Source organism: Streptosporangium sp. NPDC023615 (genome assembly GCF_040640155.1).
Classification (GTDB): Bacteria; Actinomycetota; Actinomycetes; order Streptosporangiales; family Streptosporangiaceae; genus Streptosporangium.
Genome location: NZ_JBFABE010000044.1, coordinates 29039 through 40003 on the forward strand (window position 1 = coordinate 29039; position 10965 = coordinate 40003).

Annotated in this window: 10 protein-coding genes and 1 pseudogene; 3 read left to right on the forward strand and 8 right to left on the reverse strand. The window is 71.0% G+C overall.

Annotated elements, in window-relative coordinates; all coding sequences use genetic code 11:
• Nucleotides 1–572: 572 nt before the first annotated feature.
• The 4 genes and pseudogenes from AB0G16_RS26160 to AB0G16_RS26175 form a co-directional block, all read right to left on the reverse strand.
• Nucleotides 573–1748, reverse strand: coding sequence for an epoxide hydrolase family protein (locus tag AB0G16_RS26160; protein ID WP_362810138.1), 1176 nt, complete (start codon nucleotides 1746–1748; stop codon nucleotides 573–575).
• Nucleotides 1749–2190: 442 nt separating this feature from the next.
• Nucleotides 2191–2421: a hypothetical protein gene (locus tag AB0G16_RS26165; protein WP_362810219.1), complete on the reverse strand. Its 231-nt coding sequence runs from the start codon at nucleotides 2419–2421 to the stop codon at nucleotides 2191–2193.
• A gap of 254 nt (nucleotides 2422–2675) precedes the next feature.
• Nucleotides 2676–2972: pseudogene (locus AB0G16_RS26170) on the reverse strand (transposase); the annotation flags it as partial.
• The gene (locus tag AB0G16_RS26175) at nucleotides 2942–3349 is read right to left on the reverse strand and encodes a PPOX class F420-dependent oxidoreductase (RefSeq protein ID WP_362810140.1); all 408 of its coding nucleotides are present in this window, start codon (nucleotides 3347–3349) and stop codon (nucleotides 2942–2944) included. The gene AB0G16_RS26175 and the pseudogene AB0G16_RS26170, both read right to left, overlap by 31 nt.
• Before the next feature lie 36 nt (nucleotides 3350–3385).
• Here AB0G16_RS26175 and AB0G16_RS26180 point away from each other — a divergent pair, with 36 nt between their 5' ends.
• Nucleotides 3386–4087, forward strand: coding sequence for a TetR/AcrR family transcriptional regulator (locus tag AB0G16_RS26180; protein WP_362810142.1), 702 nt, complete (start codon nucleotides 3386–3388; stop codon nucleotides 4085–4087).
• A gap of 196 nt (nucleotides 4088–4283) precedes the next feature.
• On the opposite strand, the gene AB0G16_RS26185 is transcribed toward AB0G16_RS26180, so the two are convergent.
• Nucleotides 4284–6155: a serine hydrolase domain-containing protein gene (locus tag AB0G16_RS26185; RefSeq protein ID WP_362810144.1), complete on the reverse strand. Its 1872-nt coding sequence runs from the start codon at nucleotides 6153–6155 to the stop codon at nucleotides 4284–4286.
• A 167-nt stretch (nucleotides 6156–6322) separates the two neighbouring features.
• On the opposite strand from AB0G16_RS26185, the gene AB0G16_RS26190 reads away from it, so the two are divergent.
• Nucleotides 6323–7474 carry a histidine kinase gene (locus tag AB0G16_RS26190; protein WP_362810146.1) on the forward strand — a complete coding sequence of 384 codons (1152 nt, stop codon included), beginning with the start codon at nucleotides 6323–6325 and terminating at the stop codon, nucleotides 7472–7474.
• Nucleotides 7449–8102, forward strand: coding sequence for a response regulator transcription factor (locus AB0G16_RS26195; protein ID WP_362810148.1), 654 nt, complete (start codon nucleotides 7449–7451; stop codon nucleotides 8100–8102). Before AB0G16_RS26190 ends, AB0G16_RS26195 begins: the two co-directional genes overlap by 26 nt.
• An 80-nt stretch (nucleotides 8103–8182) precedes the next feature.
• Here the strand turns inward: AB0G16_RS26195 and AB0G16_RS26200 are convergent, their stop codons facing one another.
• From AB0G16_RS26200 to AB0G16_RS26210, 3 genes are all read right to left on the reverse strand, one after another.
• Entirely contained in the window at nucleotides 8183–9010 is an 828-nt protein-coding gene (locus AB0G16_RS26200; RefSeq protein WP_362810150.1) for an alpha/beta hydrolase, read from the reverse strand.
• Between the two features lie 101 nt (nucleotides 9011–9111).
• Nucleotides 9112–9321, reverse strand: coding sequence for a DUF4287 domain-containing protein (locus tag AB0G16_RS26205; RefSeq protein WP_362810152.1), 210 nt, complete (start codon nucleotides 9319–9321; stop codon nucleotides 9112–9114).
• Between the two features lie 379 nt (nucleotides 9322–9700).
• Nucleotides 9701–10522 carry an APH(3'') family aminoglycoside O-phosphotransferase gene (locus AB0G16_RS26210; RefSeq protein WP_362810154.1) on the reverse strand — a complete coding sequence of 274 codons (822 nt, stop codon included), beginning with the start codon at nucleotides 10520–10522 and terminating at the stop codon, nucleotides 9701–9703.
• Nucleotides 10523–10965: the final 443 nt, after the last annotated feature.

Here is a 10965-nt window from a genome sequence, read left to right on the forward strand (position 1 = left end):
GTACTGGGAGCGTCGTATCGGTTCGACAGCATGGCCGAACATCACAGATAAGTCCCGAACTCCCACCTGTCAATGCTCAGGGTTCCACAGAGATCGGATCGCTTCGGCCCATGGCTCCCATCAGGCCCGATGAGAGCACGCGGTCCTAGACGTCGTGTAATTTTCAGGCTGCGTGGACGCCTCGAACACGGTTCCGAGATCGAGAATCGGCATGCTCGGGACCATCCAGATCTGTGTCGAACCTTCACAGTTAAACGGATCGATTCGATGCCGCCGCCACCTCCGTGGACGCGACCGAGGTGCGGGGCGCGACCGGCTCCATCCCCGGCTGCCGGACGTTCGCCTTCGCCGACGCCACCGGCAAGCGCCGGATGACGGTACCGGTCAACGTGCAGCGCAACGACCCGAAGGTCGCGATCATGCTGCTGGCCGCCGTCGACGCGCTGGACCGCTACTTCTGCGGTGAGCCCTACCCGCCGCTCACCTCCAGCGCGACGGGCCCGGGCCGCTGGCACCCGCGGCTGATCAGCGCCACCAGCCCATGGCGTCCAGGGCCTCGCGAGGCAGGCCGCTCATCCCCTCACCGCCGTTCGGTAGGGACGGAAGAACGCGCGGAGTTCCTCCGCGTAGAGCTCGGGCACCTCGAACGGTGCGAAGTGGCCGCCGGCGGCGGGTTCGGTCACGCGCACGAGGTTCGTCGTACGTTCGAGCCACGCCCGTGGCGGCCGGAGGATGTCACCGGGGAAGAGTGAGAAGCCGGACGGGACCTCGACGCGGCGGGTGTGCTGCGCGGCCGGGATGGCGGCGTTGGCGTGGTACATGCGCATCGACGAACCGATCGTCCCGGTGAGCCAGTAGATCGTGAGATTCGTGAGGATCTCGTCCTTCGTGAAGCGCCGCTCGATGTCACCCTCGCAGTCGCTCCACGCACGGAGCTTCTCGACGATCCACGCCGCGAGCCCGGCCGGCGAGTCGTTGAGCCCGAAGGCCGGGGTCTGCGGCTTGGTGCGATGCATGGCGGCGTAGGCGCCCTCGTCCCGGCCCCAGACCATGACGCGTTCGATCCAGGCGCGTTCCTCGGGTTCCAGACCCGCCGGGTCGCCGGCGAGGACGGGCACCCCCGCGTCGGTGCGGTGGACGGCCACGACCCGCTCGGGGTGGTCGAGCGCGAGGTAGCGGCTCACGTGGCTGCCGATGTCCCCGCCCGCGGCGCCGAACCGCGGATAGCCGAGGACGCGCATGAGCTCGGCCCACAGCCCGGCGACGGCGATGGAGTCCAGGGGCGGGCCGGTGGGACGGTCGGAGTACCCGTAGCCCGGCATGTCGGGGACCACGACGTCGAACGCGTCGGCGGGGTCGGCACCGTGCGCGCCGGGGTCGGTCAGCAGCGGGATGACCTTCTGGTACCGCCAGAACGAGTCGGGCCAGCCGTGACTGAGGACGAGCGGCAGCACCGGCCCCGCCGGAGCGGCGGCCCTGGCGTGTACGAAGTGGATCCCGAGGCCGCCGACCGGGACGCGAAAGCGGGGGAGCCGGGAGAGAGCCGCCTCCTGCGCTTCCCAGTCGAAGCCGTCCGCCCAGTAGGCGACGAGCTCACGGAGGTAGGCGAGATCGGTCCCGAGCGACCATCCGGCGTCCTCCGGCGCGTCGGGCCAGCATGTCGCACGCAGCCGCGCCCGGAGGTCCTCCAGCGCCGCGGGAGTGGTCGGCGAGGTGAACAGCTCGGGGCGGGGCGTGGCATCCGACATGAGCCGCATGCTACTGAACGAAACCCGGACCACCGCTCGCGGGCTTCGATCGGTGCGCTCGGCAGGGCCTGTTCACCATCGGCTGTTTCGCCACCGACCGGCATGTCCGTCGAGCATCATGCTCAGATCGCTCCAGGTCGTCCCGCGTCCACGGTGCAGCAGCACTCTTGTCAGGTTCACCCCCGGAGCGAAACCGCTCCGGCTGTTCAACGACTTCGACAAATCGCCTGAAGTCTCCTAGGCCGTGTGTCATGAGTGGCGTTCGACACGACGGACCCACGTGTCGATCATGCTGATGATTACGGTGGTTTCGTACCGCACGGCAAGTTTGTCGTAGTGGGTCGCCACGCTGCGGTGTTGTTTGAGCGAGTCGATGCCGCACTCGACGGCGTGTCGTAGCCGGTAGGCGGCCTTGTCGAAGGCTGGTGGTCGCCCACCCCCGTCAGCCACGGGCGCGGCGGTGGGCGACCTGGTCGGCCTTGATCGGGATGACGCAGCGGATCGGCCGTTGGCTCAGGTAGGCACGGTCGGCCTCGCTGCTGTACGCCTTGTCAGCTGAGACCCGGTCCGGGCGGCTGCGCGGCCGACCACCACCAACGCGCGGGACCCGGATCCGGCCGAGCACCGCGATGAATCGCGGGCAGTCTCCGCGTTGTCCGGCAGTGAGCACCATCGGCAGACCTTGCGCCCCTGCTCGCAGGCCAGGTGCAGCTTGGTCGTCCAACCGCCCCGAGACCGGCCCAACGCGTGATCGTCCGGCTCCGCGCCACCAGCACCACCCGGCGGCTCGACTTGCAGGTGCGACTGTCGCCCGGCGCCGGCGGCGTGCTGATACGCCGGAGCGATCGTGGAATCCATACTTATGTCCCAGTCGATCAGACCCGACGTGTCAGCATGACCCTGCAACCCGGCCAGGACCCGAGTCCAGACACCCTCACGCTGCCGCCGCCGGAACAGCCCGTACACCGTGCGCCGGTGTCCGTAACAGGCCGGCACGTCCCGCCACGGCGAACCAACCCGAATTCGCCACCGAAATCCGTCGATCAGCTGTCGTCCACTCCACTTCGGTGGTCGGCCAGGCTTCTTCCTCTTGGGCGGCAGCGGTTCCAGTACCGCCCGCCGCGCGTCGGTCACATCGAACCGCCTCGTCACCGCCACGCTGAATGGCACGCCGAGCCGTACTGCAGGCGCGGTCAGTGCACGATCTTGTTCGATGGGTACCACTCCTCGCCGGCGGGCTCACCCGCGAGATTCCAGCTCCACGACACGGTCGGCGTGATGCGCAGGTAGGTGCCGGGGCCGACCAGGCCGACCCGCTCGAAGGGCTGCTCGGCGTCGCCGTACACGCGGATGCCCCGGGCGATGAACGGTTCGAGCGACACGAGGTCGTCGACCACCAGCGCCACCTTGTGGTTTCCGGAGGCGATGTTGCGGAACTTGCGGGTGTCGCGCACGGTACCGGCACCGCCGACCCACAGGAAAGTCCCGTCGAACTCGACGGCCACGGGTACGACATCGGGCTGTCCGCCCTCGCCGAGGGTGGCCAGCCGTCCGAGCGGCTGCGAGCGCAGGTACGTGATCTCTTCGTCGGTGAAAGCCATCACGGCAAACTACACCGTTCAGTTTAGTCTTGCGCAATGGGTGAGAACCGCTCCGACCGTAAGCACCGTGCCATCCTCGACGCCGCGACGGAGGTGTTCCTGCGCAACGGCTACCTGGGCACCACCGTGGAGGAGGTGGCCGCGGTCGCCGGGGTGTCGAAGCCGACCGTCTACAAGCACTTCACCGACAAGCGGCGGCTGTTCCTCGAGATCGTCGCCGCCACCGTCGACGAGGCCGGCCAGGTCGTCCAGGACGCGGTGTCCGGCCTCGCCGACACACGTGATGTCGAGGCGGACCTGCGCGAGCTGGCCCGGCGGCAGCTCGCGCTCGTGCTGCGCCCGCGCGTCGTCCAGCTCCGCCGGCTGGTGATCGGCGAGACCTCTCGCTTTCCCGAGCTTGGCCGCACCTTCTACGAACGCGGTCCCGGACGAACGATCGCGGCGCTGGCCAAGGCGTTCGCCGACCTCGACGCCCGGGGGGCGCTGCTGGCAGCCGACCCGGTCACCGCCGCGACCCAGTTCAACTGGCTCGTCATGTCCGCACCGGTCAACCAGGCCATGCTGCTCGGTGATGACCGCGCTCCCACCGCCTTGGAGCTGGACCACCACGTCGAGGGCGCGGTACGGGTCTTCCTCGCCGCGTACGGCCCGGCGGCACGCCCACGGGAATCACCTGGCTCGGCTGAAGACGTTCACCGCGTCGGATCCGGGATCGTCCGCACGGAACACCAGCGGTAGTCGCCGTAGCCGTCGAGCCGGACGAGAGACGGCCGCCCGTCCGGAGGCGCCTGTCCGCCGATCCGGAACCTGCCGTGTCCACTGTCGTCACGTCAGGCGGGCAACCATCCCCAGCCACTTATGACACACGGCCCAGGGCGGTGGCGGACGCGGGCGCGGACGCCGTGCCCGAGCGTCGTCCGCCGGCGGGCGGCGGTCAGCCGAACCGCCAGCCGAGCAGGTTCCAGTGCAGGCAGAACCACACCAGGGCCAGTATTCCGGCCAGCAGGATCACCTGGTGGCCGCGGGCCAGGACGCCGACGGAACGGTGTCTCCAGCCGATCGCGGTGGCCACGGTCGCGGCGACGGTGAGGGCGAGGAACAGCGGGGGAAGGAGCAGCAGGGCCCGGAGGGTCGCCGGCACGCCGTACAGGATGCTCGTCTCGCCGGTCAGCGTCAGCGCGAACAGGACGACGAACACCAGCCCGGCGGCGCCGGCCAGGCCGGTGAGGAGGCGGGCGGCGCGCCAGGCGCGGGGCGTCCGGGCGGGACGCCCCCGCAGTCGCCGGAGCGCGGCGGCCGACGGCAGGCCGAGTACGGCCGTCAGGGCGGTGACGGCGAACACCGAGACGACGACGAGATTGACCGGAGGGGTCTCCCACCAGGGGATGAGCTCGTAGGCGGGCCCGTCGGTGGCCGCGTACGTGACGCCGGCGCCGTTCGTGACGAACGCCAGCCGCTGGGAACCTCCCTCCTGCTGATAGAGCCCCGGGGCCAGCGGGCTCCACGTCATGCCCTTGAAGGCGAGTCTCCCGCCGCCCTCGACCCGCAGCCGGGAGGAGCCGGTGAGGGTGAGCACCTTCTCGATGGTCGACTCGACGGTGCGGGCCGGCTTGTAGAAGCCCGCCACGGGCGTGGCCGTCCTGCCCGGAGGGGCGGAGGGCGCGGCGCGGTCGCCGGGCAGGAAACGGTCGAAGAAGGCGGGGATGAGCTTGCTGACGGCATCGACGCCGCCCGTGCCGTTGGTGGAGACGAACAGGCCGACACCGGCGCCGGGCACCAGCAGCAGCGCGCTCTGGAAGCCCTCCCAGCTGCCGTCGTGCATGATCACGCGATGCCCGTTGACGGTCTGCTCCTTGAACCCGTGGGCGTACCCGTCGACGCGGGGGTCGGCGGCGAAGGACCGCCGGTGCATGAGACGGGCGGTGGGCCCGTCGAGGACGGGCCCGTTCTCCAGATGGGCGATCATGAAGCGGGCCATGTCGTCCGCGGTGGCGCTGATCGACCCGTCGGGCGGGAGGTTGTCGAAGACGAAGGGCTTGCGCCGGTACGTCCCGTCCTCGTGGTCGTAGCTGCGTGCCAGGCCCGCGGCCAGGCGGGCGGGGACCGGCTCGGAGGCCGTGCTGTGGCGCATGCCGAGCGGGTCCAGGATGTGGTCCTGGACGTACCGGTCGTAGGGCTTCCCGCTCACCTGCGACACGATGTGCCCGGCCAGCGCCGCGCCGTGGTTCGAGTAGGCCGACACCTCTCCCGGCGGGCGTATCCGCGCCGGCATGTGCTCGGCGAGGTACGTGCCCAGGGGCGGCACGTCGGCCTTGCGCCGCGAGCCCACGCCGATGGCGCTGTCCTCGAACCCGGCGGTGTGGTCCATCAGCTGCGCCAGCGTGACCGGCCGGGGGTACGTCGCGGGGACGCGGAACGTGGTGAGGTAGCGGTTCACGTCCGCGTGCAGGTCGAGCCTGCCCCGCTGCACCTGTTGCATCACCGCGGTCCAGGTGAACAGTTTGGTGATCGAGGCGATCCGCACCAGCGAGGTGCCGGGGTCGAAGGGCGTCCCGTTCTCGCGGTCGGCCAGGCCGTACCCCTTGCTGAAGAGGGTCCTCCCGGCACCCACCACCGAGACCACCGCGCCCGGCACGTGGTCGGCCCGCAGTCCTGCCGGAACGGCGGCGTCGAAGAAGTCCGCCAGCCGGCGGGGGTCCGGTACGCGCGCCGAGGCCGTCTGGCCGCTCGCCGCGGCGGGCGGCCACAGGGCCACCAGAGACAGCGCTGCGACGAGCAGCAGGCGTGGAAGGGCGAATGACCACACGGCGTGACTCCTGACGTTGTCGGGGGTCACCAACGGTGCCGCCGGCGAGGGCTCGGCCGCATCGCCGTCACGGCCATGGTCGTATCACACCGAAGTCGGAGATTCCCGGCCGGAGGCATCGACGTTCGTAGGAGGTGGTGCGCCGCCGCCCTGGTTACGCTGGGCCGATGGTGACGTACCGGGACGCGCTGCGGCGGGTCGTCCCACCCGGCCCGCACGCGATCGGCGCGGCCTCCGTGGCGTCCTGCCTGCTCCTGACCGTTGTGGCGGTCAAGGTGCCGTGGGCGCCGCTGCCGCGCGTGGTCGTCGCGGCCGCCGGGCTGGTCGCCACGGGCGCCGTGTGGTTCCGCGATCGGTGGCCGATCGCGGTCACCGCCGTCGGGGCGGGCGCGTACGCGCTGTCGGGCAACCCCGGGCCGCTGCTCATCGGCCTGTTCTCCGGTGCGGGGACGCGGCTGAACCCGCGGTTCGCGGCGCTGGCGGCGATCGGCGTGGCGGGATTCCTGGCCCAGCAGTGGGTTGACGGCGGCGGGTTCGGCACGGACGCGCTGCTCTCGGCGACGGCCGCCACCGCCGCCGTGCTGGTGGCCGGCGGGTACACCGCCACCCGCCGCGAGCTCACCGGGTCGCTGCGGGAACGCGCGGAGCGCGCCGAGGCCGAACGGCACCTGCGCGACGAACAGGCGAAGGCCGCCGAACGCGGCCGGATCGCACGGGAGATGCACGACGTGCTCGCGCACAAGGTCACCCTCATCTCGCTGCACGCCGGCGGGCTGGAGGTCAACCCCGGCGCGGAGTCGGCACGGGTCGAGCGGGAGGCGGCGCTGATCCGGGCCACCGCGCAGGAGGCCCTGGAGGAGCTGCGGAAGATCGTGGGCGTGTTGCGGGCCGGACATGACGACGGGTTTCCCGACCTGGGGCGGCTGGTGGAGTCCTGGAGGTCGGCCGGCAACGCCGTCACGCTGCACGGCGACCTGGGCACGATGCCGCCGGCGACCGCCCGGGCCGCCTATCGGCTCGTGCAGGAAGGGCTGACCAACGCGCACAGGCACGCCGCCGGAGCACCCGTCACCGTCTCCGTGACGGGGAGCCCGGAGGACGGCGTCACGATCACGGTCGTCAACGAGCGATCGCTCCGGCCCGCCGCGGGCCCTTCCGGCGGCCGGGCCGGGCTCGTGGGCCTGGAGGAACGTTTCCGGTTGATCGGCGGAACGGTGCGCAGCGCGCCCGGCGATGCGGGAGGCTGGCGTCTCGAGGGCCGCTTGCCGTGGGACGCATCCACGAGGGACACACATGATCAGGACGCTGCTGGTGGATGACGAATCGCTGATCCGCGCCGGGCTGCGGTTCATCCTCGAATCCGCGCCCGACGTGGAGATCGTGGGGGAGGCCGCGGACGGGGCCGAGGCGGTCGACGCCGTGCGCCGCCTGGGGCCGGACGTCGTCCTGATGGACATCAGGATGCCGCGGACCGACGGCCTCGCCGCCACCGAGGCCGTCCGCCGGCTCCCCCGTGCGCCCGCGGTGGTGATCCTCACCACGTTCGACGGCGATGAGCACGTCTTCACCGCCCTGGAGGCCGGGGCCTGCGGATTCCTCCTCAAGGACACCTCGCCGCACGATCTGATCGGCGCCGTACGCCTCGCGCACAGCGGTGACGCGATCCTGTCCCCGCGGGTGACCCGCCGGCTGATCCACCGGGTCACCACCGACGCGCCCGTCCGGCGTCGCCGTGACGCGCTCGCCCGGCTGGAGACCCTCACCGGCCGCGAGCGGGAGGTGCTCGTCGAGGTGGGGCGCGGCCGCTCCAACACCGAGATCGCGGCCGGTCTGCACATGAGCGAGGCGACGGTCAAGAGTCACATGTCCCACCTGTTCGACAAGCTCGCCGTCACCAACCGCGTACAGGTGGCCATCGCCGCCTACCGCGCCGGCCTGGTGGACTGAGCGTTTCCGTACGTCGATCGTCCGCCGGCGGGTGTGCCCGGCGGCGGCCGGCGGCCCCGTCGGGGCCCGCCCCGGCCGGGCTAGCGGTCGAGGAATCCCCCGACCGCCTCGGTGAAGGCTCCCGGGGCGGTGACCCAGGGGTAGTGGGCCCCGGGCAGCACGACGTCGGTCCCGCGCGGGAAGATCCCGGCCAGCTCGGCCGTGTGCGCGGGCAACGGTCCCGGATCCCGCTCTCCCGCGACCACCAGGACCGGCGCGGTGACCTTCGCCAGGCCCGCCCGGGTCTCCTCGGCGGCGGGCATGCCGGTGTTGAAGCGCTTCGCCGCCTCGGCCGAGCGTTCGGCGAACCGGGTGGCGTGCGCCTCGGCGGTCTCGTTCCAGGGACTGTAGAAGAACGGCTGCGCCCTCAGGCGCCGGCTCTCGTCGCCCGCCTCCCACGCCTTGAGGTCGGGCAGCCTGCTCTCGTACCAGCTCTCCCCGGCCCGGCGCTCGATCTGGGCGTACCACTGCTCATCGGTTATCTCGATCCCCACCGGGTGCACGGCCGGCGTGACCAGCACCAGGTGGCCTATCCGTTCGGGATACCGGGCCGCGTACAGCAACGCCAGTCCCCCGGCGGCCGAATGCCCGAGCAGGTCCATCCGCTCCAGCCCCAGACGCTCGCGCAGCGCCTCGACATCCTCGACCATGCGGCCCATCGCGTACGTGTCCGGGTCGAGTGGCGTCGCGGAATCGCCGGTTCCCCGGTTGTCCAGCAGGAGGAGCCGGCGCCGGGCCGCCAGGCCGCCGAGGTCTCCCAGGTACCGCGAGGACCGCCCCGGCCCGCCCGGCAGGCAGACCAGCGCCGGCCCCTCCCCCCGCTCATGACAGACGAGCACGGTCCCGTCGTGGGAAGCGAAACCGATCATCTCTCCATCCTCGCACCGCGGCCTCCCGTGAACCGCGCCGGGGCAGGCCACCGCCTCCGGTCGCGGCGAACCGCGCCGCTGTTCACGGGACGGGGCCCGGACTACTTCCTGCCGGCGAGGGTGTGGGCGACCAGGGCGTTGGCGTGACCGTGGCCCAGGCCGTGTTCGGTCTTGAGCCAGCCGACGAGTTCCATGTGCTTGGTCAGGGGTGAGGCGTTGATGAGGTCGATCCAGTCCTGGACGGGGCGGCCGTACTTGGCCTCGATCGAGGGGAAGTAGCTGGCCGGGTTGCCCTTGGGCGGTGTGGTCATGTTCCACGGTTCCGTTCTCTCGGTGACGGTCGGGGCGGCGTCATGTGGATGATGCCGGAGCCGGTGGTGGCGTCGGCCACCGGGTCCCGGTGATCGCCGGGAAGGGACGGCGATGCGGTGCCGAGCCGGTCGTCCGGCTCCGGCTCCGGCTCCGGCCCCGGCTCCGCGGGACGGAGGTCCGTCCCCGGAGGCGCTTTCGTCTCCGGTCCCGTCCGGCCTCGCTGACGCGTCGAACGAGCCCGGCAGGGATCGACACCACCACGCCGGAACCACCTGACCTGCGAAGACATCGTCCGAAACGCATTCCCTGTCACATCACGCGCCTGTCACATCACGCGGATGCCCTCGCCGGGACGGCCCGAGGTCCCTCAAAAAATGATCAGCCCCAGGTGAGCGGGTCGAGATGGAGGTAGAAGCGCAGGCGCTCGTGGTCCAGGGCGATGCCGTACCTCTCGGCGAACGCCATGTCCGCGGCCCGCCCCCGCTCCTCGTCTTCCCATGTCTCCCGCGCGTTGGCGAGCAGCAGCGCCAGGTCCGCGTAGCGGTCGGCCCGTCCGAGGCGGCCCAGGTCGATGAAGCCTGACACGTCCAAGGTCCGCGGATCGAGGATGATGTTGGGCAGGCACAGGTCCCCGTGGCAGACGACCGTGTCGGCGGCCTCCTGCTCCCGTCGCCGTGGCACCTGCCGGGTGAGGCGGTCCAGTAGCTCCCCGGGGGGCGTGTGCTGCTGCTCGACGGGGAGAAACTCCGGGTTGACGGCGTCGCGGGCCACGACGCCGCGCGCCACGGCGACCATGGCGTCCAGGTCCCGGCGGAACGGGCACCGCGGCACCGGCACCTCGTGCAGTCGGCGGACCGCGTCCGCGATGCGTTCCCAGGCGACCCGTAGGTTCTCAGCGGGCACCTGATCGGCAGACATGCCGGAAACGGCACTGGTCACCAGGCAGGCGCCCACGTCACCGGAATGCCAGTCGAGCACCCGGGCACCGGGTACGCCCTGATCGTTCAGCCATGCGACCCTGTCACGCTCGGCCTTCAGGCCGGCCGCGTCCGCGGCGGGCACGCACTTGGCATACCGGGTGGCGTCCGCGTCGCGAAAGACAGCGGCTCCCGACTCGCCCGCGGTGACGGGCAACCAGTCGCCACCACCCACGCCGAGCAGCGCCGGCGATATGGCCCGAGGTCCGGAATGATCACTCATGGCGGCCACTTTAACCAGCTGTCCGCCACTGGTTTCGGCTCGTCCTCGGCGGTGAGAACCGGCCTGTCGTTGACAGGGCAACACCTGACCGCACCCCAGAACACGGACCGGTTACCTCGAAGTCCCAACCTCTATCGGCTTTCCAGCCTTTAAGGAAATGTCGAATTAAAAGAGGACGAGGAAGGGAGGTGACCGGTGTGCTGGTTGTTGTCATCGATTCCGAGACGGTGGCTGCCCTGATCGCGTTCGTGGTCACGGGTGGAGAGGTAATGCGGGAGGTCAGGCAGAGGCAGGAACGGAAAACCGCCGCCGAACACGCCCGGCAAGAAACGATCACGGAGGTCATACGTCTGGCGGTCCTGGTCCACAACGACCGGTTACGGAGTCCACGCCATGGAAGCGTCGGCATCTGTTTCACGCAGGCAGGGCTGCTCCGCGATCGG

What these genes read in the sequence shown, in the direction of transcription:
- AB0G16_RS26160 (WP_362810138.1), bottom strand. Translation starts at nt 1,748, where the DNA reads ATGTCGGATGCCACGCCCCGCCCCGAGCTGTTCACCTCGCCGACCACT.
- AB0G16_RS26165 (WP_362810219.1), bottom strand. Translation starts at nt 2,421, where the DNA reads ATGGTGCTCACTGCCGGACAACGCGGAGACTGCCCGCGATTCATCGCG.
- AB0G16_RS26175 (WP_362810140.1), bottom strand. Translation starts at nt 3,349, where the DNA reads ATGGCTTTCACCGACGAAGAGATCACGTACCTGCGCTCGCAGCCGCTC.
- AB0G16_RS26180 (WP_362810142.1), top strand. Translation starts at nt 3,386, where the DNA reads ATGGGTGAGAACCGCTCCGACCGTAAGCACCGTGCCATCCTCGACGCC.
- AB0G16_RS26190 (WP_362810146.1), top strand. Translation starts at nt 6,323, where the DNA reads ATGGTGACGTACCGGGACGCGCTGCGGCGGGTCGTCCCACCCGGCCCG.
- AB0G16_RS26195 (WP_362810148.1), top strand. Translation starts at nt 7,449, where the DNA reads ATGATCAGGACGCTGCTGGTGGATGACGAATCGCTGATCCGCGCCGGG.
- AB0G16_RS26200 (WP_362810150.1), bottom strand. Translation starts at nt 9,010, where the DNA reads ATGATCGGTTTCGCTTCCCACGACGGGACCGTGCTCGTCTGTCATGAG.
- AB0G16_RS26205 (WP_362810152.1), bottom strand. Translation starts at nt 9,321, where the DNA reads ATGACCACACCGCCCAAGGGCAACCCGGCCAGCTACTTCCCCTCGATC.
- AB0G16_RS26210 (WP_362810154.1), bottom strand. Translation starts at nt 10,522, where the DNA reads ATGAGTGATCATTCCGGACCTCGGGCCATATCGCCGGCGCTGCTCGGC.